The sequence below is a fragment of the Enterococcus sp. CSURQ0835 genome, from assembly GCF_902706605.1.
Classification (GTDB): domain Bacteria; phylum Bacillota; class Bacilli; order Lactobacillales; family Enterococcaceae; genus Enterococcus_A.
On sequence record NZ_CACSLH010000023.1, the window covers coordinates 26056 to 49503 of the forward strand.

Annotated in this window: 26 protein-coding genes; 6 read left to right on the top strand and 20 right to left on the bottom strand. The window is 39.7% G+C overall.

Annotated elements, in window-relative coordinates:
* Positions 1-120: 120 nt before the first annotated feature.
* The 8 genes from GVJ38_RS09805 to GVJ38_RS09840 all read right to left on the bottom strand — a co-directional run bounded on the left by GVJ38_RS09805 (position 121) and on the right by GVJ38_RS09840 (position 7583).
* Positions 121-972 (bottom strand): helix-turn-helix domain-containing protein, encoded by an 852-nt coding sequence (locus GVJ38_RS09805; protein ID WP_159722980.1) that lies wholly within the window; start codon positions 970-972, stop codon positions 121-123.
* A 48-nt stretch (positions 973-1020) separates the two neighbouring features.
* Positions 1021-1845, bottom strand: a complete 825-nt coding sequence (locus GVJ38_RS09810) for a carbohydrate ABC transporter permease (RefSeq protein WP_159722981.1) — start codon at positions 1843-1845, stop codon at positions 1021-1023.
* A gap of 120 nt (positions 1846-1965) precedes the next feature.
* Positions 1966-2925, bottom strand: coding sequence for a carbohydrate ABC transporter permease (locus GVJ38_RS09815; protein WP_159722982.1), 960 nt, complete (start codon positions 2923-2925; stop codon positions 1966-1968).
* Positions 2926-2952: 27 nt separating this feature from the next.
* Positions 2953-4197 (bottom strand): ABC transporter substrate-binding protein, encoded by a 1245-nt coding sequence (locus tag GVJ38_RS09820; RefSeq protein WP_159722983.1) that lies wholly within the window; start codon positions 4195-4197, stop codon positions 2953-2955.
* 18 nt (positions 4198-4215) lie between these two features.
* A complete protein-coding gene (locus GVJ38_RS09825; RefSeq protein WP_159722984.1) occupies positions 4216-5238 on the bottom strand; it encodes a Gfo/Idh/MocA family protein in 1023 nt (340 codons plus the stop codon).
* Positions 5239-5255: 17 nt separating this feature from the next.
* Positions 5256-6122 (bottom strand): sugar phosphate isomerase/epimerase family protein, encoded by an 867-nt coding sequence (locus GVJ38_RS09830; protein WP_159722985.1) that lies wholly within the window; start codon positions 6120-6122, stop codon positions 5256-5258.
* Positions 6123-6131: 9 nt separating this feature from the next.
* Positions 6132-7106, bottom strand: a complete 975-nt coding sequence (locus tag GVJ38_RS09835; RefSeq protein ID WP_159722986.1) for a Gfo/Idh/MocA family protein — start codon at positions 7104-7106, stop codon at positions 6132-6134.
* Positions 7107-7583 (bottom strand): hypothetical protein, encoded by a 477-nt coding sequence (locus tag GVJ38_RS09840; protein WP_159722987.1) that lies wholly within the window; start codon positions 7581-7583, stop codon positions 7107-7109.
* A gap of 199 nt (positions 7584-7782) precedes the next feature.
* On the opposite strand from GVJ38_RS09840, the gene GVJ38_RS09845 reads away from it, so the two are divergent.
* Genes GVJ38_RS09845 through GVJ38_RS09855 form a run of 3 tightly spaced genes read left to right on the top strand, consistent with a single transcriptional unit; the run spans position 7783 to position 10191 of the window.
* Positions 7783-8670, top strand: a complete 888-nt coding sequence (locus GVJ38_RS09845; protein WP_159722988.1) for a helix-turn-helix transcriptional regulator — start codon at positions 7783-7785, stop codon at positions 8668-8670.
* 10 nt (positions 8671-8680) lie between these two features.
* On the top strand, positions 8681-9163 hold the full coding sequence (locus GVJ38_RS09850) for a hypothetical protein (protein WP_159722989.1): 483 nt from the start codon (positions 8681-8683) through the stop codon (positions 9161-9163).
* Between the two features lie 11 nt (positions 9164-9174).
* Positions 9175-10191, top strand: coding sequence for a Gfo/Idh/MocA family protein (locus tag GVJ38_RS09855; protein ID WP_159722990.1), 1017 nt, complete (start codon positions 9175-9177; stop codon positions 10189-10191).
* Between the two features lie 30 nt (positions 10192-10221).
* On the opposite strand, the gene GVJ38_RS09860 is transcribed toward GVJ38_RS09855, so the two are convergent.
* The gene (locus GVJ38_RS09860; RefSeq protein WP_159722991.1) at positions 10222-11373 is read right to left on the bottom strand and encodes a Gfo/Idh/MocA family protein; all 1152 of its coding nucleotides are present in this window, start codon (positions 11371-11373) and stop codon (positions 10222-10224) included.
* A gap of 353 nt (positions 11374-11726) precedes the next feature.
* Here GVJ38_RS09860 and GVJ38_RS09865 point away from each other — a divergent pair, with 353 nt between their 5' ends.
* Entirely contained in the window at positions 11727-12830 is a 1104-nt protein-coding gene (locus GVJ38_RS09865) for an ABC transporter ATP-binding protein (protein ID WP_159722992.1), read from the top strand.
* 127 nt (positions 12831-12957) lie between these two features.
* On the opposite strand, the gene fabZ is transcribed toward GVJ38_RS09865, so the two are convergent.
* Positions 12958-13407: a 3-hydroxyacyl-ACP dehydratase FabZ gene (gene fabZ / locus GVJ38_RS09870; protein ID WP_159722993.1), complete on the bottom strand. Its 450-nt coding sequence runs from the start codon at positions 13405-13407 to the stop codon at positions 12958-12960.
* A 163-nt stretch (positions 13408-13570) separates the two neighbouring features.
* On the opposite strand from fabZ, the gene fabI reads away from it, so the two are divergent.
* The gene (gene fabI / locus GVJ38_RS09875; protein ID WP_159722994.1) at positions 13571-14326 is read left to right on the top strand and encodes an enoyl-ACP reductase FabI; all 756 of its coding nucleotides are present in this window, start codon (positions 13571-13573) and stop codon (positions 14324-14326) included.
* 78 nt (positions 14327-14404) lie between these two features.
* Here the strand turns inward: fabI and GVJ38_RS09880 are convergent, their stop codons facing one another.
* A complete protein-coding gene (locus GVJ38_RS09880; protein WP_159722995.1) occupies positions 14405-15415 on the bottom strand; it encodes a branched-chain amino acid aminotransferase in 1011 nt (336 codons plus the stop codon).
* A 167-nt stretch (positions 15416-15582) separates the two neighbouring features.
* Between GVJ38_RS09880 and GVJ38_RS09885 the strand changes: the two genes are divergently transcribed.
* Positions 15583-16497: a mechanosensitive ion channel family protein gene (locus GVJ38_RS09885; RefSeq protein ID WP_159722996.1), complete on the top strand. Its 915-nt coding sequence runs from the start codon at positions 15583-15585 to the stop codon at positions 16495-16497.
* A 62-nt stretch (positions 16498-16559) separates the two neighbouring features.
* On the opposite strand, the gene rpsN is transcribed toward GVJ38_RS09885, so the two are convergent.
* The 9 genes from rpsN to GVJ38_RS09930 all read right to left on the bottom strand — a co-directional run bounded on the left by rpsN (position 16560) and on the right by GVJ38_RS09930 (position 23276).
* Entirely contained in the window at positions 16560-16829 is a 270-nt protein-coding gene (gene rpsN / locus GVJ38_RS09890) for a 30S ribosomal protein S14 (protein ID WP_159722997.1), read from the bottom strand.
* A 151-nt stretch (positions 16830-16980) separates the two neighbouring features.
* On the bottom strand, positions 16981-17469 hold the full coding sequence (cbpB, locus tag GVJ38_RS09895; RefSeq protein ID WP_159722998.1) for a cyclic-di-AMP-binding protein CbpB: 489 nt from the start codon (positions 17467-17469) through the stop codon (positions 16981-16983).
* 95 nt (positions 17470-17564) lie between these two features.
* Entirely contained in the window at positions 17565-18077 is a 513-nt protein-coding gene (locus GVJ38_RS09900; protein WP_159722999.1) for a metallophosphoesterase, read from the bottom strand.
* Positions 18077-19414 (bottom strand): ribonuclease PH, encoded by a 1338-nt coding sequence (gene rph, locus GVJ38_RS09905; RefSeq protein WP_159723000.1) that lies wholly within the window; start codon positions 19412-19414, stop codon positions 18077-18079. Before rph ends, GVJ38_RS09900 begins: the two co-directional genes overlap by 1 nt.
* Position 19415: 1 nt before the next feature.
* Positions 19416-20231, bottom strand: coding sequence for a glutamate racemase (gene racE, locus GVJ38_RS09910; protein ID WP_327785597.1), 816 nt, complete (start codon positions 20229-20231; stop codon positions 19416-19418).
* A gap of 150 nt (positions 20232-20381) precedes the next feature.
* Positions 20382-21038 carry an amino acid ABC transporter permease gene (locus GVJ38_RS09915; protein WP_159723001.1) on the bottom strand — a complete coding sequence of 219 codons (657 nt, stop codon included), beginning with the start codon at positions 21036-21038 and terminating at the stop codon, positions 20382-20384.
* 15 nt (positions 21039-21053) lie between these two features.
* Positions 21054-21698 (bottom strand): amino acid ABC transporter permease, encoded by a 645-nt coding sequence (locus GVJ38_RS09920; RefSeq protein WP_159723002.1) that lies wholly within the window; start codon positions 21696-21698, stop codon positions 21054-21056.
* Positions 21698-22528, bottom strand: a complete 831-nt coding sequence (locus GVJ38_RS09925; RefSeq protein WP_159723003.1) for a transporter substrate-binding domain-containing protein — start codon at positions 22526-22528, stop codon at positions 21698-21700. The genes GVJ38_RS09920 and GVJ38_RS09925 overlap by 1 nt, the downstream gene beginning before the upstream one ends.
* A gap of 10 nt (positions 22529-22538) precedes the next feature.
* Positions 22539-23276 (bottom strand): amino acid ABC transporter ATP-binding protein, encoded by a 738-nt coding sequence (locus GVJ38_RS09930; protein WP_159723004.1) that lies wholly within the window; start codon positions 23274-23276, stop codon positions 22539-22541.
* Positions 23277-23448 lie beyond the last annotated feature (172 nt).

A 23448-nucleotide genomic window follows, 5' to 3' on the forward strand; every position in this document is an offset into this window, starting at 1 on the left:
CCGTCTTGTATATACTGCATTTCAAAAAAATGAGCATTTTCATTCGAATTAACGATTTAAATTCATGCTAAAAATAAACTAAATCAAAAAAATAAACGAGCCGCCCACTGGACAACTCGCTTACTCGTTGACTAAGAATAAATAAACTAATAACAGATCAGAGACCTTTTTTAAATTCAGATCATATGTATCATAAAATTTATCTAGTCGATATTGAAGTGTATTACGATGTAAAAATAATTTTTTAGCACTCAAACTGACATTTCCCTGCGTTTCCCACAACATTAAAATAATTTTTTTCATTTCATCATCAAAGCTCATCGATTCTTTCAAGCACACAGTCAATGGACTTGTTTGAAAAAGTTGGCGCGTGTAATAGAGCAACGCCTCGTCTGCTAATGTATATAACCGTTGCTGCGAATTTTTTGCTAGGCACCACTGAAATAATTGTCGTTCAATTTCAAAAACAGCTTTGATTCGTGTTTTGTCACTATAATTTCCTAAATAAACTTTGGTCGTCGTTGAAAAATCATTATCCAGTGATAAAAAAATTCCTTCTGTTACTTGCTTGCTATAGTTTTCAGCTCTTTGTATCTCGACTAAAATATATTGATCATAAGCAATTGAAAATAAATCAACTGCTGCTGGAAAAGTAGTTTTGACAGTTTGTTCCCACTCTTTCCTTTCAAAATCTTTAGTTGGTTGAAGTTTAAGCTGAAATAGTCGAAATACCCCGCTAGGAGCTGACTGCTCATCAAATAAAATTTGATACCACTTGTGACTTGTGGCATCATTCGAAGATACTGAAAATAGTGTTTGAAGCAATTTGATTTCCGAAGCGGACAATGTTTTTTTCTCGATCTGATAGTAGTTACTTCGTGTTAATGGTAATGTGAGCCAGTTGTCATCCACAATTTTTTCGTTAGTGATTTTACCTTGCGGATAGATTTTTTTTAATTGTCGTTCGTTCATTTGATCACCTCGAAAAATAGTTCGGAGTCGCAAGACTCCGAACTATTTTTATTTTCCGCCAGATAGTGCAATTCCTTCGATAAATTGTTTTTGAAAAACTAGGAAAACTAAGATCAACGGGATACAAGCTAAAAATGAGCCCGCCATTACTAGCGGATAGTTAGTTCCATGCTGACCATTTAATTGGGCAAGCCCTGCCGTCAAAGTCATTTTTTCAGTTGACGTGTTGATGATCAATGGCCATAAGAGTGAATTCCAACCATAGAGCAAGGCAAAGATTGCCTGAGAGATCAACGCAGATTTAGACAACGGTAGAATGATCGTAAAAAAGATTCGCAGGCGGGAACAGCCATCGATGATTGCGGCTTCTTCTACTTCTTTGGGGATCGTCATAAAAAATTGCCGTAGTAAAAAGGTCCCAAAAGCTGAAAACAGCCCTGGTAAAAACAAAGCAGGAATCGTATTCAATAAGCCTAACTTCTGAACGATCAAATATTGCGGGATCAAAAAGATTTGACCTGGGATCATCAAAATTGATAGCAGCATAACAAACAAAACATTTTTAAACGGAAATTCCAAACGCGCAAATGCATAAGCCGCTAACGCGCAAAATAAAGTTTGACCGATCACGATTACAATCGTCGAAACAAAGGTATTGAAATAAAAATTACCAAACGGAAAAATATCAAAGATCTGCTGATAATTTGACCACTGCGGAACATGAGGTAAAATCTGCGGTGGAATCTTCATTGACTCTGGCTTTGTCTTTAATGAAGTAATGATCATCCAAATAAATGGAAACAACATCATGACTGAACCTAAGATCAAGATAAGGTGGACAAATAATTTATTCGTATTCCGAACTTTTGTCATATCATCGACTCCTTCTTTAACTTAATGGAATGGACTTTTACTAGTAATCAGATTGAGCTAACTGGATAATGGTCAATCAAACGAGTCTTTAAAAAGATTCCGAATGATCAGCTAAGATTTTTAATAGTTATAGTGAACCCATTTTTTCTGGAAAGCGAATTCGATGACCGTGATAAGTAAGGTTAGTAATAGCAATACGACTACGATCGCCGCACCATATCCCTTCTCATTAAAAATGAATGAATTTCGATAGAAGAGATAAGATAGTGATTGAACGCTTTGTAACGCAGGATTTGTTTGCGAATACATTAAAAAGATCAAATCATAAACTTGTAATGCCGTGATCAAAGTCGTGATTGACTGAAAAAATACCGTTGGACTAAGTAGCGGAACGGTGATATTGAAAAACTTCTTGATTGGACCTGCTCCATCAATATCTGCAGCTTCATAGTAGGTAGACGGAATACCTTGTAAACCCGATAAAAAGATGACAATCGAAGTTCCAAGTGAACTCCAAATTCCTACAATGATTAGTGCAACCATTGCCCAAGAATCACTTGCTAGCCATTTTGGACCTTCGATTCCTACCATTGCTAAAAGCTGGTTGATAATCCCATAATTTGAATTAAACATCCATTTCCAAATCATTGCGACAGCTGACATCATCGTGACTGCCGGTAAAAAATAAATCACCCGATAAAAACTTTTCCCTTTGATTTTTGAATTTAATAAGACTGCAATAAAAACGGAGATCACGATTGCAACTGGAACAGTGAAAAAAGCGTAGACTAATGTATTGCGCAGTGCACCGAGCAGTTCAGGATCTTTGATGAGTCGTTGATAATTTTCTAAACCAACAAATTGATAACCACCGAACATTCCCCATTTAGTAAACGAGTAAAAAATACTTTGAAACATCGGAATCAAATAAAATACAATAATCCCTAGAAACAGGGGGGCTATGAAAAGCCCCGCCGTTATCACTTGATCTTTTTTGTATTTTTTGAACACGATGTTGGGAGATTTTTTCTTAGTTATTGTTTTGGGACTGATCTCTTTAGGTTTTAAATTTGATTCCATCCTATTTCCTCCCTCGTCGTCTAGCGATTATTTATTCAAAATACCATCCGCTTCTTTCGCGATTTCTTTACAACCTTCTTCGACTGTTTTCTTACCGGCCCAAACTTCATTGATGATATCTTGTTCAGCGGCGGTAGCAGCAGAAGAATTTTTATAATTGGAGAATGGTACAGCATATTTTACTGCATCCACGAAAACTTGCAGATTTTTATCTGGATAAGCTTTTACCCAAGCGTCAGCTGTTCCTTGATAAGCCGGAATCACGACACCTGATTTCGCAACTTCTTTCATTGCCTTTTCGCTTGATAAGAAGGCAACAAATTTTTTCGCTGCATCTTTGTGTTTAGAACCTGCATACACGACGTTCGCTAGTGAATTAGAGGTCGTCGCCCGTTCTTTACCTTTTGGAAGCGGTGCAACATCGATATTATCTTTCCCATACTGATCTTCAAAAATGACTGGCGCTTGATACGAACCGTCGACGATCATAGCCACTTTTCCAGCTAATAACAAATCAGGCATTTGTTCATTAGCCATTTGATCAACGGGGATGCTTGAACCTTCTTTAACAAAATCATGCCAGAATTTTACGCCTTCAATCGTCGCTTGCTCATTAAAACCAGATTTTTTACCGTTTTTGATGAATGGTCGGCCACCATTTTGATAAATCGTTTGGTAGTAACCTGTTTCCCAAATTGGTTGCGCACCGATTCCGTAAACTCCTTTTTCTTGGTTCGTTAATTTATGAGCGGCTTCTTTCCAAGTATCCCATGTCCAAGATTCATCTGGTTTTGGTACGCCAGCTTCTTCAAACATTTTTTTGTTATACCAAATCGCATTCGTATCATAATCTTTTGGTACTCCATAGAGTTTGCCTTTTTGCGTATAAGCTTTTTGATAAATGCTTGGAATCTTATCCTTATCAAATTTCACATCATCTAACGGTTCTAAGACACCATTATCAATATAATCTGTTGAACGTGGAATATTCATCCAAAAAACATCGGGAGCATTTTTCCCAGTGACCATCGTTTCTAATTTAGTGAAATATTGTCCCCAAGGTGTCAACTGGATTTTAACATCAATATTTTTATTATTCTTTTCAAACTCTTTGGCTAACTTTTCATAGACCGGAGCTTGTGCTTTATCCCAGAGTCCATAAGTCAAGGTTACTTTATCACCACTCGCAGAACTTGATTCTTTACTTCCACACGCACCTAACACACTAACTGCTGCTAAACCGACCAGACTAACTAAAATTTTCTTTTTCATATCATCGCCTCCTATTTTTTATAATTCGATTGGTCTTTTCTCGTCTGCAGATTTCACTTCGGCTTCTGCGATTCGAATCGTTTCCATAGTACTTTCTAATGGAGCTGCGCTTTGTGGATCAACCTCATCTATGATTGATTGTGCGAAGTGTTTGATTTCTAAGTAATAACCATTTTCTGGATCAATATCTGGCGTAAAACTTTTTTCGTTATTTGGATAATCAACCAATTTCCCGTTTTCTAAAATGATCGTCCCTTCATCAAATGAAAAACGGAACCGCATTTCAAAACCAAAATCATCATTGTTGATCGTCCAATTATCTTGGGCATTCACCACAACATCATCAAATAAATAATTGGTTGAAACCAGATCATAGCCGGAACCTTCATAATAAACTTTGCCTTGGGTGGTAACAGATTGTGGTGTTCCCAAGATCCAATTAATCGTATCCACGTCATGAATGTGTTGGTCCAATAGACAACCGCCAGAACGCTCACGGTCCAACAACCAATTATCCCAAGACCACAATGGAGTCGTCCCCCCGCGGAACAATGCGACTTCGTTTAGCTTACCGTAGCGTTTTTGATCATAAGTCTCTTTAATGTATTGATATGAAGGAAAGAAACGTAACGTTTGGCCAATCATTAGGAAACGATCATATTTATTTCGCGCATCGATCATCTCTTGACAAGCTTCAGTAGAAATTGCCATCGGTTTTTCACAAAAGACATGTAACCCTTTTTCCATTGCTTTAACCGCATACGGTGCGTGAATAAAAGTTGGTAAGCATAAATCGACATAATCTAATTCTTCTTGCTCGATCATCTCTTCCATATCCGTATAAAAATTAAACTGTGAAAAATCGATACTCTTATCACTGACATCAATATTGCCTTTTGTCAGTGCCCCCGTTTTTTTACTTTCATCAACATCACAAATCGCAACTAATTTGATAGGAAAGCCTTCGTCCATCAGTCGTTTGTAAATTCCTAAATGTGAGCTTCCCATAAATCCTAAACCTACTAAACCAACTTTTAACATGATGATTCCTCCAATTTTTATAATGTGGTGATATATGCTAAAGCGGCAGCAGTATCTGCTGCTAGCTGGGAGCCATGAATTTTGTAAGGCGCAAGTTCGCAAGTTAAGGGACCCTCGTAGCCAATTTCTTTTAAGGCATCGACTGAAGCTTGCCAATCAACATCACCTTGGAGTAAATTGGTAAAGCCTTGAATACTGCCAATCGAAGTTTTAAAATCTTTGACGTGGATTTTGGTGATCCGGTTGCCCAAAATTCGAATCCATTGTTCGGGAAAACCGTATTGTAAAATATTTCCGATATCAAAATAGGCCCCCACATATGGACTAGCGATCTCATCAATAAATTGTCGAAATTCCAGTGGTGAGAGCAAAAATTTATTCCAAACATTTTCTAAGCCAATCACGATCTGTTTCTCTTCGGCATAAGTGGCTAATTCTTTTAACGCAGTCTGTGCTAAGCGATAAGCTTCGTCATATGGCTGATCTTTAGTGACGAGCGCTGGAACGACTAAGATCGCATCTGAGCCCAAAGCTTTTGCGGCATCGATCATTTTTTTTACAATCATTTTACCTTTTTCACGAGTTTGTTCCTTCGAGGAATTTAACGGATACGTCCAATGAAGTGAAGTGGAAATGCTTGAGATGGGGAGTGAAAATTCAGTGGCTAGTGCCTTGATTTGTGCTAACTCTTCAGCGGTAGTAGTCAGGGTCAAGTCAACTTTTTCGGCTAATGCTAACTCCGTATTGACAAGATTTTCAGCTGTTGTAGCACCTTCAGAGAGATTCAGTTCAATTGTGTCAAATCCTGCTTGCTTAGTTACAGCGAATTGTTCTCGTAATGTCAAATTTGCTGGTAACGACCAGACATTCATACCTTTTTTCATGATGCCCTCCTAATCTACGTTAATCGTAGTTTCAGTTTTTGCTGCTAAGAATGCTTTTTCAGTGATCAAAACGGTAAACCGACCATCTTCACCAGTCACAGGAGCAGGTAAGTCTTGATCGACTGCTTTGATAAAGCTTTCCATCATCAAATGATCCATGTCTTCTTCAAAATAGAAATCTTCCAAGTGGCCTGATTGATCTCCAAACAAACGCATCTTACGACCAAACCCATCAACGACACTGTAACCATTTTCAAAAATGATTTCTAAAATCGCATCGCCCCAAATCGGATAGCCAGCTGGCCGATTCCACGACGTATCTAGTGATAAAATCGTCTCATCTGTGAAACGAACATTCACAAGTCCGATATCTTCTACCGGAAGTGTAGCCTCACTTTTACTGATAAAAGCGGTGATTTCGCTAGGTATCAAATCAAATAAATAGTTGATAACATCACTGATATGGACCGTATGATCAATCAAAGCGCCACCGCCAGATAATTCTGGTCTGATGAACCAGCCCCCAGGATTTTTCCCATGATTAGAGGCATTGATCGCCAGCACCTTACCTAACCTTTTTTCTGCGATCACTTTTTTTAATTGTTGAATCGGTTCGGTAAAACGAACGGGATGAGCTACCATCAATTTGACTTTATTTTGTTTAGCACTCTCGATCATTGAATCGGCATCGGCTACACTAAGGGCCATCGGTTTTTCAACAATGACATGTTTACCAGCTTGACAAGCTTGTAAAGTCAATTCATGATGAAAAACATTTTCGGAACAAATTAACACGGTATCACAGTCTGTTGCCAACAACTCAGCCGTAGTAGCAACATGATTTAAATCATACTGCTGGGCAAACCGCACACTGCTTTCTAGTACATGATCATAAACACCGGTAATCGTAATTCCTGCTTTCATTAATTCCTTGACGTAGCTATGACTATGCATGTGTGCGATGCCTAAGAGTCCTACTTTCATTTAGCTGACCACCTTTCCAAAACTTTCGACCGCTAAATCCAGCTCATTCAAGAAAACGCCAACATTTATTCTTTTATCACTAAAAGTTAAGTAGTCTAATTGATAATTAAGACTGGTGAATGCATTGTCAGCTGCAGTATCGTATTGTACCATCCCATTTTTTGCGACCACTTCAACTTTAAACAATGGTTCTTGCTGAACTGGATACAAAGCTAGCGCAATGTTAAAAAGTGTTTGGTCACTAAAACGCCCTGAGAAAACGATTGTTTGCTGATTTTTCAGACAATTTATTTTTTGAATCGTAATTATTTCTGCTGACAAAGCTTGCTTGATTACTAAAACAAATCGTAAAGCTTGTTCGGCTAATCGTTTTAAATCTTGGTTCGACGTTTTTTGAAAAAAGGTCATTCGTAAAAAAGTTGGTGTAGTCAAATCTATTTTTTCGCAACCATCAATGACTTTTTTTGCAAATATCATTTCTCCTCACCCTCTTAACTAAATTGAATATTTTGATTTGAATCTAGAATACTCGTAGTTAGACCAATAGGATTTAGAAAAAAATACTCTTTGTTTGCAAAAAAAGACACTCCTCAAATAAAATTTATGAAAAAAAAACAATTAAAAAATAGTGTTGTCTATGTTAGACTGTGGTTGTTAAATTAAAGGAGGTTATTGGATGGGGTATGAGTATAGTTACATCAACATGTTACCAGTCAAAACGATCTTTGATATCTCTTTTTTTCCGTTTACAGCTAATACAAAACATCAAATAAAAGAATCTCATCATACTATTTTTTATTTTGTTGAAAACGGTTACTTAGAGATTTCACTAAATGATAAAAAGCTTATTTTACAACCTAACCAATGTACGATTCTTTCTGGAAAATGTGCGCATCGTTTTAAAACACACCAAGAAGCTGAATCTAAAGTCTTGATGCTGACCTTTGAACTATTTACCGAAGAAGCTGAACTTCCCATCTTATTTAGCCAAGTTTTTTCATTATCCGATGAACAAAAAAGTTTCTTGCGGGCAATCATTTTGAAAGCCCAACATGTCTATCCGCAAATGATGAAAAATGTCTTTAATCTAAAAGAAAAAATCACCACCGCTCGAAAATCCGATGAACGAATCGTTTACTTAAACTTTGCTGAACTATTACTGACACTAGAAAGAGACCTGCATTCAGAAACTTGTCTGCTGCCCCAGAATAAAACAAAAATTTGTAAAAATGAAACGGTTGAGCAGATCATTGCCTACATGGAAACTCATTTGGCTGATAATTGTACCGTAGAAGATTTTGCAAGCCAATTCTACATCAGCCCCTCTTACATCAAAAAAATCTTTAAAGAGCACACCGGCTACAGTTTGATTAACTTTTACCGCACACTGAAGATGGAAAAAGCAAAAGAATACATCCAAACAGGTAACTATAACTTCACCGACATCGGTAATTTACTCGGTTATGAAAGTATCCATCACTTTTCCAACACCTTTAAAAAATACACGGGATTGAGCCCTACCAAATATCAACGTTCTGTTACTGAAATCAACCAATCAAATTAGGAGGTCTATTATGCATCCTGAAGATGAATTCGCCATCGCACTTGTCAAAGAAGGCAAACTAGGTCAGATAGAATTCACACGTTTCACTTTAGCCTGCCCCGCTGCTCAACCTATCAAGCAGCGCGATTTCATCAAAGAAGCCTTAATTTTTATCCGTTCCATCCACCAAGAACAAATCATTTCACTTTATGCTAGTCGCACGGTCAATCAAAAAGTTTTGATGGTGACACTCCAATTTCAAAATCAAGCATTGTGCCATTTATTTTTTGATTTTTCTGAACGACACGGATCTTTTAACAAACATTTTGAAATTGTCGGCAATTTTGGCGTTTATCAATTTAATAATCAAGAACCCGCTTCATTTAGTGCTGATTTTTTAAAAACTGAACCGTATCAGCCACGCTTCCAACAATCTATTTTAGATACTATTTGGCTAGATGAATTACTAAATAAAATCCAGCGTAGTTGCATTGAAAATACAATCATCACTTGAGGAGAATCCCTATGAAAATTGCGATCATCGGTTGCGCCCACATGCAAGCCAAAATTTATACTGCCGCCTTTCAAAAAGAAGAAGTTGAAATTCTTGGTGTCTATGATCACAACACACTTCGCGGAAGTCTATTTGCTAAAGAATTTAAGCTGCATTTTTATAATAGTTTAGATAAAATTTTAACTGCACCAATTGATGCGGTCTTGATCTGTTCAGAAAACTCACTTCACTATGATCACATCTTAGCAGCTACTTTTTATAAAAAACATATTATTGTTGAAAAACCGTTAGCTCTCACAGTCAAAGAAGCACAACAAATGATCATAGCTTGCCAAAAAGCACAAGTTAAATTACTAGTTGCTCATCCAATTCGCTTTTCAAAAACCGTTTTAGATTTAAAAACATTCTATGAGGAAGGAAAACTTGGTACTATCCAAGCCATCAATGGAACAAATCGCGGAAAAAACCCTGGCGGCTGGTTTTTAGACAAAGAATTGTCTGGCGGTGGTGCTATTTTAGATCATATGGTTCATCTAGTTGATTTGTCTCATTGGTTATTTCAGTTTGAGGTAGCTTCGATCGCGGCTCATGCCAGTAGTAAACCCCAAAGTGAGATTGAAGATTCAGGACTGATTAACATCACCTTTACCAATGGCGTGATTTTTAGTCTGGATACGTCTTGGAATCGACCAGAAAATTATCCGATCTGGGGCGATGTCACGTTAGAAATTGTCAGTGATCGGGGATTATTATTTGTCGATGCTATCGGTCGGAAAGGAAATTATTTTCCTCTTGAAGATTCTCACCAACATGTTACTTATGAAGATGATATGGATAGTTCCATGATCCATTCGTTTATTCAATGTATTGAAAATGATCAAGCGCCCACTGTCACTGGCGAAGATGGATTGTACACAGTAAAAATTGCGAGTCTTGCCTATCTTTCGTTACAATTAGGACGCGTGATTTATCGAGAGGAATTTGAAACGCTACTAAATACCAAAATAAAAGATCAGCAAAGCCGGTAACGGACTTGCTGATCTTCTCGTTAAAAAAATCTAATAGGTAATCATTTTCTTTTGATCGATTGACTGTTGTGCTTTGATTGCTAATTTGGCAGCCATTAGACTGGAGTCAAGATTGGAAATCGGACGACTGCCGGTTGTGATCGAAGCTAAAAAATCTGCCAGTTGTTCTTCATCACCGGGCTCCATTTGGCTTTCCACATACTCATTTCGATAGGTCACACTTTCATTTTTCAACCGATCGATAATTTTGATTTCATTTGTTACGTCATCAAAATGCAATTCCCCTTTGGAACCAAAGACGTGAAATTCACGTTGGTAATAGGCTCCAAACAGACACAATTGGTAACTTAATTGAATTCCATTAGCGTATTCAACGGTAACAGTTTGATGGTCATCGACATCCACCTCACTATTGAAAACACATTGGTCCGGCCAATCAGCTGACCAATTGATCTTTTTTTCTTTTGCGATATTTTGGATGCTTTCCTCACACGTTGCACTATATGGACAAGCGCGACAATGGAGATCAGCTGGCACTTCATGACCAAATTTTTTTAAGGCACCTGGGCGTCCCATCGTGGATAAGCGCCCGAACGCTGCAATATGTTGCGGTGTAGAATTTGCGATCCAGTTGACGATATCTAATGAATGGGTCGCTTTTTGTAACAGTAGACTTTGAGCCTTAGCACGAGTACGATGCCAATCATGGAAATAGGCATACCCACCGTAAGGAATATGATCCAACACATTGATCTGATGGAGATCACCGATCACGCCATCAGCTAAATACTGCTGAAACTTTTGAAACGACCGAGCATAACGCAAAACGTACCCGACTTCTAAAACTTTTTCGTAGTCAGTCGCCACAGCTTTTATCGCCGCGAGCTTTTCTTCCGTAACTTCTAAAGGCTTCTCACATAAAATATGTTTTTTTGCTTGAATGGCAGCAATCACGATTTCGGCATGGGTAGCATCTGGTGTAGCGATGAAAACAGCATCCACTTCCGGATCAGCTAAAACATCACGGTAGTCAGTTGTTTGTTTGACTTGCGGAAAATGTTCGAAATGATTTCCCGATGCATCACAAACAACTGTAATCTCACATTCTGGCTGGACCGCAATCGTATGGAGTGCATACTTATAGCCGCGATTTCCTAGACCAATGATCCCAAATTTTATCATGAACGTTACTCCTTTTTATGAGGTAGTAATCCGACTGGTACTCTGGTTGATTGAGCTCTCAACAAGTACTTCCAGTGGCCCCTTTATAGTAGATTCATCATAAAAAAACGTTTCTTAAAAAGCAAGCATCTTTTAACAAAAAGAAAAATTATGGCACTGTGAACAAAAATTAGCAAAAATCACGTGCACTTTTCATCTTGCTGGTACCTTAGCTACCTTTTATACTGGAAACAACTAAAAAAGCGACCTTGCTGAGCTTAGTTTGAAGTGATCTATTTTTTGTTAACGTTTTCTAAATTAAATACATCAGCTTGCTTATTCCACAGCTGATCAACTGAGAAAGGAAGAATAACATGGCAGAATTAACGCTAGAACACATCTATAAAAAATATGACAACGCAACAGACTTTTCTGTTAAGGACTTTAACTTAGCGATCCATGACCGGGAGTTCATTGTCTTTGTCGGTCCTTCTGGCTGCGGAAAATCTACTACTTTGCGCATGATCGCGGGCTTAGAAGATATCAGCGATGGTGAATTTAAGATCGATGCGCAAGTGATGAATGATGTCGCGCCAAAAAATCGAGACATCGCGATGGTCTTCCAAAATTATGCACTTTATCCTCACATGACTGTTTTTGACAATATGGCATTTGGTTTAAAACTACGAAAATACGAAAAAAATGAGATCAAAAAGCGTGTCGAAAATGCCGCAATGATCTTGGGCTTGACTGATTATTTAGATCGTAAACCAGCAGCGTTATCCGGTGGTCAGCGTCAACGGGTCGCGCTCGGACGAGCAATCGTGCGCGACGCAAAAGTTTTCTTGATGGATGAACCTTTATCAAACTTAGATGCTAAGCTCCGAGTATCGATGCGAGCTGAGATCGCTAAACTCCATCGCCGTTTGAATACTACAACGATTTATGTCACCCACGATCAGACTGAAGCGATGACGATGGCGGATCGAATCGTCATTATGAAAGATGGGATCATCCAACAAGTCGGCACCCCGCAAGAAGTTTACCGCCAACCTATTAATATGTTTGTGGCCAGTTTCATCGGTTCACCGGCAATGAATTTCTTTGAAGTTACTTATCATGCAGGTCAAATCAAAAATCAAAACGGCTTCACTTTAAAAGTCGCACCGGAACATCAAACAATTTTAGATCAAAAAGGTTATGACGGTCAGACTATTTATTTTGGAATCCGACCAGAAGACATTTACAATGAAGTCGACGAGCAAGCAAGTGAGCAAGCAGCAACTGTTTCAGCTGAAGTCGTCGTCTCGGAACTTTTAGGTGCGGAATCCATGCTCTATGCCAAAACAGGTGCTACTGAATTCATTGCGAAAGTCTCTGCCAAGGACTTCCACCAGCCAGGTTCCATTATCGATTTAACCTTCGATACTACCGCGGCCCACTTCTTTGATGCTAAAACACAGCAAGTCATTCGCTGATTTTTGTAAGACTAACTTAACACCGCTCCCACTTAATTAACCGCTTAAAAAACCACAACACGCTTCACAAAACAAGCGACTTTCAACGAGTTAGACTGATCATCTGACGGTTGAAAGTCGCTTATTTTTATTTACTTTGTTCTTTATCGCCCACGATGAAAGTAAATTCACAATCTACCACTGTTTTTTCATTCACCGTCGCCCAGGCTTTAGCTGTCCCCACTGGACCTTTGATTTTTTGAATATCAAAATTCAAATACATCGTGTCCCCTGGCCGAACGAATTCATGGAATTTCGCTTGATTGATCCCGCCGATATATGCGGTCTTTCCTTTAAAATTTTCTGATTCTAAAATCAACAATGAACCGGCTTGCGCTAAAGCTTCAACGATCAATGTTCCAGGCATGATCGGCTGTTCAGGAAAATAGCCTTGGAAAAAGTCTTCATTCATCGTTAAGTTTTTGACTGCTGTGATATGTTTTTCATCTTCAAATTCAGTCACTGCATCTAAATAATAAATCGGAAAGCGATTCGGGATCGCTGCCATAATCTCTTCTACGTTCATGATTTTTTTCATGTGACACCTCGTGCGTTTTTATTTTATTTGATTATCAAACTATCATAAGTTTAATAATTTAGCAAGACGTATCAGAATAAATAAAAAATAGTTTGACAATCAAACCTTTTTCTAACATAATATGGTCATAGTCTTTTTAATAATCATAGGAGTGTGTGAGAACATGTCAATTTTAGCCGGGAAAAAAATTATCGTAACTGGTGTTGCTAATAAAAAAAGTATTGCTTGGGGTTGCGCCAAAGCCATTACTGACCAAGGCGGCGAAGTTATTTATACGTACCAAAACGAACGAATGAAAAAAAATCTTTTGAAATTGATTCCAGCAGAAGCTTTTACAGTCGAGCTTGATGTTTCAAGTGATGATAGTTTGGCTGCCGCTTTTACTGCGATCAAAGAAAAATATGGTCAAATCGACGGGTTAGTCCATTCAATCGCGTATGCAAACAAAGAAGAATTGTCTGGTAACGTGACTGACATTACACGGGAAGGCTTTAGTTTAGCGCAAGACATCAGCAGCTATTCGTTATTAGCCATCACAAAATACGCACTGCCCGTTTTAAAAGCCGGTTCAAGTATCGTGACAATGACGTACATGGGCTCTGAACGTTCGATCCCAAATTACAACATGATGGGAATCGCAAAAGCCTCATTAGAAGCAGAAGTTCGTTACTTAGCAACTGAATTAGCACCAAAAGGAATTCGGGTGAACGCGATCTCAGCTGGTGCGATCAAAACACTAGCTGTCACAGGTGTTAAAGATTATCAATCTTTACTAAGCTTGTCTGAAGAACGGACACCGGATAAAGTCAGCGTGACGATCGATGAAGTTGGTAACTCTTGTGCCTTTCTTTTAAGTTCATTAGCCGGCGGAATTATTGGCGATATCATCTATGTCGACAAAGGGGTCCACTTAAGCTAAGTCAGCTGGATTTGATTTTGAACGACTAAAAAACCACGAGTGCTCGTACATCGTTGTACGTCACTTGTGGTTTTTAATTTAAACTTCTACTTGCCACCCAGCTGGGCCTTGTTCGTCACCAAATTGGATTCCGGTCAAACGATCATATAATTTTTGTGTCACAGGTCCGGTCTCCGTCTCACTGTAAAAGACGTGGAACTTGTCGCCATTTTGAATGCCGCCGATCGGTGAAATGACTGCGGCAGTCCCGCACGCGCCGGCTTCAGCAAAATCATCTAAGTGATCGATGAACACGTCCCCTTCAATGGCTTCCATCCCAAACTCTTTGGCTAATTCTAACAACGAATATTTGGTGATACTTGGTAAAATAGAAGGTGATTTAGGTGTGATGAATTGATTGTCTTTGGTGATCCCAAAGAAATTGGCCGAGCCGACCTCTTCGATTTTTGTATGCGTCTCAGGATCTAAATAGATACAATCAGAAAATTTTCGTTCATGCGCTTCATGTCCCGGCAGCAAACTAGAAGCATAGTTCCCGCCGACTTTAGCTGCACCAGTCCCGCGGGGTGCTGCTCGATCGTATTCGGAAACGATAAAGTTCGTTGGTGTCATCCCGCCTTTGAAGTACGGACCAACAGGCATACAAAAAATACTGAAAATATATTCCGGTGCTGGATGCACCCCGATATTTGGTCCTACACCGATCAAGTAAGGCCGTAAGTATAAAGTCGCGCCCGTCCCATATGGCGGTACATATTCTTCATTAGCGTTAACAACTTGTTTTAAAGCCTCAATAAATTTTTCTTCCGGTACTTCTGGCATCAGTAACCGTTCCGCACTCTTGTTTAAACGTTGACTGTTACGATCTGGTCGAAATAAATTGATTTTCCCATCTTTACGACGATACGCTTTCAAACCTTCAAAACATTCTTGACCATAATGTAGACAAGTTGACCCTTCATTGATAGTGATGGTATTATCTTCCGTTAAGCGACCTTCATCCCATTTACCATCTTTCCAATATGAAATATAGCGATAGGGAGTTTTGATATAATCAAATCCTAATTCATCCCATTTTATATTTACCATTCTATCATCCCTTTCTTATTTAATTGCTAGTCTATCACTTTCCTCAAAAAATGTCATGTGGTATTTAACGATTTTCGAAATTTTCTGAATTTATTTTTTCTCTTTCTTTCATCGACACTGGAATCGTTTCTTGCTAAAATAAACACAGTTCACTAAAGGAGAGCACTATGTTTTTATTAACCGCCCAAACGACTGATTCAACGTCAATCAATGTCGTGGATAAAGCATCCAACCAATTAAATACTTGGCAACGCTACTGGCAGTCGATCGACTGGGACCATATTCTTTCAGTCATCATCCAAAAAGCGATGGTTCTTTTGGTCATCATTATTTTATTTGCCATCATTCGCAAAGTTGGCGGATTTTTGATCACCCGTTCCTTTGAAAGTCAGATCCGAAAAATCGCGGGAAGTTCGACTCGACTGGAAACGATCCACACGTTGACACGCAATGTTTTTAATTATATTTTATTTTTCTTTTTCCTATATTCGATTTTAGATACATTAGGGGTGCCGGTGGGATCATTGTTAGCCGGAGCTGGGATCGCTGGGATCGCGATCGGTCTTGGTGCCCAAGGTTTTATGAATGATATCATCACTGGTTTTTTCATTATTTTAGAGCAACAGATCAATGTCGGGGATTACATCAAGCTCGTTAATCTTCAATTAGAAGGTACCGTGACTTCGGTAGGGATTCGAACGATTAAAATGAAATCAAATGATGGGACGGTCCATTTCATTCCCAATCGTAATATCACGACGATCAGCAATCTTTCACGCGCTCATATGCAAGTGATCCTCGATATCCGGATCAAACCAGATGAAGGCTATGATGCGATCATCGCGTTGATCCAAGAAGTCAATCAGCACCTCGCTTCTGAATTCAGCAAAGAGATTTTCGATGGACCAAATTTTTTTGGGATGGTTGATTTAGGCAACGGTAATTACGCTTTGCGAACAACGATGTACGTCGTCAACGGCCGTCAGTATAAATTAAAAGAAGAATTTTTAGCCGGTTATGTCCGCACTTTGAGTCAGCATGGTTTTTCGATTCCAAATAATCCGATCTATCCAGTAAAATAAGCACAAAAAAACGAAGACCTGAGAGTTGGTCTTCGTTTTTTTATTTGCTGGCAGTCAAAACTTTACCAGCTTGCTTTTTTTACGCCGGGGATTTTTCCTTCATGCGCTAATTTACGAAAGTTGATCCGTGACATGCCAAATTTACGTAAATAACCGCGTGGGCGACCATCGATTTGATCGCGATACTTCAAACGATTCGGATTTGAATCTTTGGGTAATTTTGCTAAGGCTTCATAGTCACCGGCTGCTTTTAAAGCTTGGCGTTGTTGCGCATATTTTTCAATCAGCGCTTCTTGTTTTTTCATCTTCGCAATTTTTGATTTTTTTGCCATTGTGTTCCTCCTGTTTTAATTTTATTATTTGAGCGAGTATAAATCGTAATGATTACTTTTAGCTAGCATGGTCAATCTTACCAGCGAGTAATCTCGCTGTCAACTTTTACGTCTGCTAACGCAAAAAAAACACAGGCTGTAAGCGCCTGTGTTACGATTTCAAATGGGCCGCCAAAAATTTGGGAACGACACTATTTTTTTGTTCTAATTCATGGAAGGTATGATTGACTGCTTTTAAAATTTCTCGCCGAGTAATGATCCCTTTAAAAATGTGCTGGTCATCTACGACCGGTAAAAAGTTGGCGTTGACTAAAAGATGCAGCACATCTTCCAACTCACAATGCGTATCGACCATCGCGATCTCAGTTCGCATGATATCCTCGACGGTAAAATCACTTAAGTTCGTGCTGTCGATCTCGTCAAGCTCCAACATCTTATCCACGACATCGTTGATACTTAAAAGCCCGACGAAGTGATCCTCTTTGTCTAAAACTGGGATTGTGGAATAGCCTACTTTCGATAAGACTAAAAGCGCGTGCTCTAGCGGATTACCCACCATCACATTTGCCACATTTTCTGCTGGGATCAGCATTGAATCTTTGTTTTCAAGCATCAATTCCTCTACCGCATGACTGATCATATTGATCCTCCGTTTCTTAACTTACCACCACTTATTTTACTGAAAACGTTCCCTGAAGCGGTGAGATTTGCTTAATATTAAATAAAATTTAGAAACTAACGATCAAATGTCGCCTGCAATTCTTCGATCGGTTGAAAGGCGCGATTGTAAAATTGGACTGCGTAATGCAGATCATTGCTTTCGATCAGCGCATAACTTGGAATCTGGATCGGGCCTCGCGGTTGTGAAATGCTACCGGGATTGACGAATAAGATTCCTTTGTCAAATTCAGCCACCGCTTGATGGATATGGCCAAAAAGTGCGATGTTCGCTTGCGCTTCTTGTGCTTCTAACGATAAAACATTCAAACCAAAACGTACATTAGATCGGTCACCATGTGTGATATAAATACGATCTGTCCCGACTTGAATCGTCTGACTGGTTTGATAGGCCGGATCATAATCACAATTGCCTTGAACGACGACAAACTGTTCCCACAATGGATCGTCAGCTGGCAATTCTGAATCGCCACAATGGAACATCGCATCGACTTTTCCCGCGTATTTTTTTTGTAGATCGACTAAAATCTGGCGATCACCATGATTATCACTAACTACTAAATAGTTCATCACTTTTCCTCCAACCATTGCTGCCAAACTTTGGCTAATTTTTGGACTGCTTGACCACGGTGACTGACTTGATTTTTTTCCGTCGCCGTTAGTTCCGCTGCCGTTTTTTTAAATTCAGGAACGTAAAACAAAGGATCATATCCAAATCCATTGTCGCCTTGAGGAATCCGGCCGATGCGTCCTGGCCAATCAGCTTCTACGACAAGACTTTCTTTTTGAGGTGCCGCAAAAACAAGTGTGCAGTGGAAGTGAGCCGTTCGTTTCTCATCTGGTACGCCAGTCAATTCATGCAGTAACTTGGCATTATTGGCTGCATCACTTTTTTGTTCACCGGCAAAACGCGCAGAATAAACGCCCGGCATCCCATTTAAATAATCGACGACTAAACCCGAATCATCGGCTAAAACCGGTTGCTTGATCAGTTGTGCGATCGTTTCCGCTTTTAGACGCGCATTAGCTTCAAAGGTCTCGCCGGTCTCAGCGACATCTGGTAGCTCAGGAAAATCTAATAACGTTTTGATTTGGTAGCCTGCTTGTTCAAATAAAGCCGCGAACTCTTTCGCTTTGCCTGGATTGCGCGTCGCAATCACGATCGTTTTGACTGGACTTTCAGGAACTTCTGCAAATAGCGCGTGCTTTTGTTCGGCAATCAACGTCTCAATCGCGGTTTTACCATGTAAGATCAAGGCGTTTAATTGCGTATCATCAAAGGTCGCTTCTTCACCAGTTCCTTGGATCTCTACAAATTTACCAGATTCGGTCAACACTAAATTCAAATCAACTTTCGCGGCTGAATCTTCTACATAATCTAAATCAGTCACGATCGTGTCATCTGATAAGATCCCGACACTGATAGCAGCTAGATGTTCTTTGATTGGATCTTCAGTCAGTTCACCCGTTGCAAGTAAATGATTAATCGCTAAGCGCAATGCCACAAAGCCTCCTGTAATACTGGCCGTTCGAGTCCCGCCATCAGCTTGAACGACATCGCAATCCACGATAATGCTCCGTTCACCTAATTTTTCTAAATCAACTACCGCTCTTAACGCACGGCCAATCAACCGCTGGATCTCCATCGTCCGACCCGTTAATTTTCCTTTTGCGCTTTCTCGCCGATTTCGTGTATTGGTAGCGCGTGGCAACATACTGTATTCGGCTGTGATCCAACCAGTTCCAGAATCCCGTAAAAAAAGCGGAACTTGGTCTTCAACCGTTGCCGAACAAATCACTTGCGTATCGCCGCAAGAAATGACGACTGAGCCTTCTGGATTTTTGTAAACATTCGTTTTGATCGTTAGTTTGCGTAAATCTTGGACGCCTCTTCCATCATGTCTCACGTTAATTTCCCTCCAAATCGATATGCTTCACATTCATTTTTGCTAAAGCTAACCAATCACTGGCGATTGACTCAAACATTTTTTCTGAACCCGTCGTATAAAATTGACACGTTTTTTCTCCCGTGTGATGATAATTGTTCAATTGAAAATAATCTAAAAGCGCACTAACATCACTCACTGTTTCAGCACCGGAATCAATCAAGTGGACCTCATCGCCCATCACATTTTGAATGATTGGACGCAATAATGGATAATGCGTGCAGCCCATGATCAACGTGTCAGGTCTAGCCACTTTTAACGGTGCTAGCGTTTCTGCAACCACTTTTTTAGCGATGGAACTATGGGATTGATTGCTTTCAACTAATGGAACAAATTTAGGGCAAGCCAAACTCTCCACCTGTGCATCTGGCGCTTTTTTTTGGAGCTCACTTTGATAAACACCGCTCTTCACTGTTCCTTGGGTCCCGATGACTGCGATCTGATGTGTGTTGCTCGCTTTTAAAGCTGCACGAGCACCTGGTTCAATCACGCCGATCACTGGGATGTCGACATTTTTTTTGATCTCGTCTAACGCGACCGCCGTAGCCGTATTACAAGCAATCACTAGCATCTTGATTTCTTGTGCTAATAAAAAGCGAGTCATTTGCCAAGTAAATTCGATCACTTGCTCAGCTGGCCGTGGACCATAAGGGCAGCGCGCGGTATCTCCTAAATAAATAATATTTTCATTTGGCAGCTGGCGCATAGCTTCTTTGACGACCGTCAAGCCGCCAACACCAGAGTCGATGAAACCAATTGGTCGTTTATTTGACAACATCTTTCACCCTATCTGTTATGATTTCTCTTCCCATTTTCTACTTTTTAAGCAAATAATTCAAGTCTCAGTCATTTGGCTGCCATAGAATTATAATCGAATGTGTCGGATAATTTTTGTGCGTAAAAAAAGCACTGGCACGTTCACCAGTACTTAATAATTGTATTTGCTTTTTTCTAAATAGCCTGATAAAACTGACAGCACATAACAAACCACGAAATACATCAAGGTCATAGCGACAAACATCGGGATCACGTATTGCGTATTTTGCCCATAAACGATCCGCGTATTGTGCATGAGTTCTGGTAATGAAATGATGACTGCCAGTGACGTATCTTTGATCAGTGAAATCAATTGACTTAAAATTGCCGGGAGCATCGATTTGAACGCTTGTGGCATGATAATGATCACTAACGTTTGGACATATGAGAGACCCGATGAAAGTCCGGCTTCCATTTGCCCTTTCGGTACGGCATTTAGTCCCGCACGAAAGATTTCAGAGAGCATCGCTGATTCAAAAATCGTCAACGCGGCAACGGCGGCCCAAAAAATATTCAATTTGATCCCGACTTGCGGCAAAGCAAAGTAAGTAAAAAAGATGATGAGTAGCAATGGCAAGTTCCGAATGATATCGATCACAAGTCCTAACAAACGTGAAAGATAGGGGATCTGACTGAAGCGAACCGTCCCCGCGATCCCGCCTAAAATCATACTGAAAATAATCGAAACGACGGAAACTTGGATTGTGACCCACAAGCCATCCAGTAAAAAGCGGATATTGATCCATGAAAACGCATTAACAAAATCCATTTTTTTCCACCTTCCCTACGCTCGTGACCAATGCTTATCCAAATAGTTCATCAGATAAGACAACGGCAGCGTCAAAACTAAGTAAAACAAGCCCACGATGATATACGTATCAAACGTATTAAACGTAGTACTAGCAATCAAATCCCCTTGATACATCAGGTCAAGTCCGGCAACCATTGCTAAGATCGAAGAGTTTTTGATCAAGTTGATAAATTGATTGCCCAAAGGTGGGATCACGATTTTAAAAGCTTGCGGCAACACGATGTAACGCATCGTTTCTGCATAAGAAAAACCAGAGGATAAACCAGCTTCCATCTGTCCTTTTGGTACGGTTTGGATGCCAGAGCGCACTGTCTCGGCGATAAAGGCTGACGTATAGATCGTTAGTCCGATCGCTCCTGCTTGAAACCCATCAAAGGCGTGCCAATACATCGGTACGACGACGTAGAAAAACATCACGATGATCAAAAGTGGAATGTTGCGGAAAAACGCGACATACATCTTCGCCAAACGACTGATGAGTTTATTATGCGAAAGTTGGAAGATCGCCATCAATGTTCCAATGATCAAACTAAACACTAAGGCTAACAAACTCGCGTAGATCGTAAATTTAAAGCCGCTGAAAAAATCAGCAGAATATGTTTGAAATAAGGCCCACATTAAAATTTCGCTCCCTTCTCTGCTTTACTGCCTGGCTCGTTCGGGAACCATTTATCATAAATTTTGTCATAAGTGCCATTATCATGGAGCCGACCAAGTGCAGCGTTGACTTCGGTTAGAAAAGCTGTTTGGCCTTTGTTGATTGCGATTCCGTACGGTTCTTCCGTAAAAGTGCCGCCAACTAATTGATAGCCGGGATTTTCTTCTTGCATCCCTAACAAGATCGCATTATCTGTCGTCATCGCTTGTCCTTGACCAGATTGCAACGCCGTAAATGCTTCGGCATAATTTTCCAATTCTAAAATCTTAGCATCCGGTGCATTTTTTCGGATGTTGACAGCTGAAGTGGACCCTTTGACAGCTAAAACAGTATCTTTTCCAGTCAATTCTTTGACGTTTTTGATGGGGCTGCCTTTTTTGACTAGTAGCGACTGCCCTGCGTCAAAGTAAATATCAGAAAAATCAACTTGTTCTTTACGTTCTTTTGTGATTGTCATCGTGGCGATGATCGCATCGATGTTTCCGTTTTTTAAAAGTGGGATCCGCGTTTTTGAGGTGACTTCAACAAAATCTGCTTTCGCGTTTTTGCCCGCAATTTCTTTGGTCAATGCTTTTGCGATATCAATATCAAAACCAGTTACTTTCCGCGTCTTGATGTCCATCATCCCAAACAACCGCGTATCGTATTTGACGCCCCAGGTGATCGTTGGTTCTTTTTTGATTCGTTTGGCGATGTCTTCATTGGCAACGCTACCTCCTTTACAGCCGGAAATCGCAAGTACGACTAATACGGCCAATAAGAAGGAGACGATTTTTTTTCTCTTTGACATAGTCATCCTCCTAGTGATTGATTACTTTGCTCAAGAATTGTTGCGCCCGAACATCTTGCGGCTTTTCAAAGAAGGCTTTTATATCCCGCGTATCTTCTAACACTTGCCCTTCAGCCATGAACACGATCCGATCGGCGACTTCTCTTGCAAAACCCATTTCGTGAGTCACAACGATCATCGACATACCGTCGCGCGCGATTTTTTTCATAACGTTCAGTACATCCCCGATCATCTCAGGATCAAGAGCAGAAGTCGGCTCATCAAATAATAAAAGATCTGGATTCATCGCTAGTCCACGCGCGATAGCAATCCGTTGTTGTTGCCCGCCTGACATCATGGAAGGATAAGAATCTTTTTTATCCAACATATCCACTCGGTCCAATAATTTTTCCGCTTTTTTGGTTGCATCGGCTTCACTTTGTTTCAAAACTTTGACCGGTGCCAAAGTCACATTTTCTAACGCGGTTTTATTCGGATAAAGATTAAAATGTTGAAAGACCATTCCAATTTTTTTACGGATATCTTTTAATTTGACCTCTTTGCTATGTAGATTTTTTCCTTCGACTAATAACTCGCCGGACGTAATCGATTCTAAACCATTGATGCAGCGCAACATCGTACTTTTCCCAGAACCAGACGGCCCGATAACGACTACGACTTCACCTTTATCAAAGGATAAGTTGATATTTTTTAAAGCATGAAACTTTCCGTAATATTTCTCGACATTTTTAAATTCCACCATTGCCATGCCTTAACACTCCTACTCTTGGTTAAATTATTTTAATATAAAAAACCACTAGTGTTGCAAAGAACTTCAAATCATTAAAAGCATTGCTATAAAGCTATTCATGTACAAAAAAATCCTTTATACTGTTCTCGGATGACTTATCCAAGACCAATAAAAAGGACCTACGCATGGA

Bases quoted from the DNA above. Each gene is read 5' to 3' on its own strand.
- GVJ38_RS09805 (WP_159722980.1), bottom strand. From the start codon at position 972: ATGAACGAACGACAATTAAAAAAAATCTATCCGCAAGGTAAAATCACT.
- GVJ38_RS09810 (WP_159722981.1), bottom strand. From the start codon at position 1,845: ATGACAAAAGTTCGGAATACGAATAAATTATTTGTCCACCTTATCTTG.
- GVJ38_RS09815 (WP_159722982.1), bottom strand. From the start codon at position 2,925: ATGGAATCAAATTTAAAACCTAAAGAGATCAGTCCCAAAACAATAACT.
- GVJ38_RS09820 (WP_159722983.1), bottom strand. From the start codon at position 4,197: ATGAAAAAGAAAATTTTAGTTAGTCTGGTCGGTTTAGCAGCAGTTAGT.
- GVJ38_RS09825 (WP_159722984.1), bottom strand. From the start codon at position 5,238: ATGTTAAAAGTTGGTTTAGTAGGTTTAGGATTTATGGGAAGCTCACAT.
- GVJ38_RS09830 (WP_159722985.1), bottom strand. From the start codon at position 6,122: ATGAAAAAAGGTATGAATGTCTGGTCGTTACCAGCAAATTTGACATTA.
- GVJ38_RS09835 (WP_159722986.1), bottom strand. From the start codon at position 7,106: ATGAAAGTAGGACTCTTAGGCATCGCACACATGCATAGTCATAGCTAC.
- GVJ38_RS09840 (WP_159722987.1), bottom strand. From the start codon at position 7,583: ATGATATTTGCAAAAAAAGTCATTGATGGTTGCGAAAAAATAGATTTG.
- GVJ38_RS09845 (WP_159722988.1), top strand. From the start codon at position 7,783: ATGGGGTATGAGTATAGTTACATCAACATGTTACCAGTCAAAACGATC.
- GVJ38_RS09850 (WP_159722989.1), top strand. From the start codon at position 8,681: ATGCATCCTGAAGATGAATTCGCCATCGCACTTGTCAAAGAAGGCAAA.
- GVJ38_RS09855 (WP_159722990.1), top strand. From the start codon at position 9,175: ATGAAAATTGCGATCATCGGTTGCGCCCACATGCAAGCCAAAATTTAT.
- GVJ38_RS09860 (WP_159722991.1), bottom strand. From the start codon at position 11,373: ATGATAAAATTTGGGATCATTGGTCTAGGAAATCGCGGCTATAAGTAT.
- GVJ38_RS09865 (WP_159722992.1), top strand. From the start codon at position 11,727: ATGGCAGAATTAACGCTAGAACACATCTATAAAAAATATGACAACGCA.
- fabZ (WP_159722993.1), bottom strand. From the start codon at position 13,407: ATGAAAAAAATCATGAACGTAGAAGAGATTATGGCAGCGATCCCGAAT.
- fabI (WP_159722994.1), top strand. From the start codon at position 13,571: ATGTCAATTTTAGCCGGGAAAAAAATTATCGTAACTGGTGTTGCTAAT.
- GVJ38_RS09880 (WP_159722995.1), bottom strand. From the start codon at position 15,415: ATGGTAAATATAAAATGGGATGAATTAGGATTTGATTATATCAAAACT.
- GVJ38_RS09885 (WP_159722996.1), top strand. From the start codon at position 15,583: ATGTTTTTATTAACCGCCCAAACGACTGATTCAACGTCAATCAATGTC.
- rpsN (WP_159722997.1), bottom strand. From the start codon at position 16,829: ATGGCAAAAAAATCAAAAATTGCGAAGATGAAAAAACAAGAAGCGCTG.
- cbpB (WP_159722998.1), bottom strand. From the start codon at position 17,469: ATGATCAGTCATGCGGTAGAGGAATTGATGCTTGAAAACAAAGATTCA.
- GVJ38_RS09900 (WP_159722999.1), bottom strand. From the start codon at position 18,077: ATGAACTATTTAGTAGTTAGTGATAATCATGGTGATCGCCAGATTTTA.
- racE (WP_327785597.1), bottom strand. From the start codon at position 20,231: ATGTTGTCAAATAAACGACCAATTGGTTTCATCGACTCTGGTGTTGGC.
- GVJ38_RS09915 (WP_159723001.1), bottom strand. From the start codon at position 21,038: ATGGATTTTGTTAATGCGTTTTCATGGATCAATATCCGCTTTTTACTG.
- GVJ38_RS09920 (WP_159723002.1), bottom strand. From the start codon at position 21,698: ATGTGGGCCTTATTTCAAACATATTCTGCTGATTTTTTCAGCGGCTTT.
- GVJ38_RS09925 (WP_159723003.1), bottom strand. From the start codon at position 22,528: ATGTCAAAGAGAAAAAAAATCGTCTCCTTCTTATTGGCCGTATTAGTC.
- GVJ38_RS09930 (WP_159723004.1), bottom strand. From the start codon at position 23,276: ATGGCAATGGTGGAATTTAAAAATGTCGAGAAATATTACGGAAAGTTT.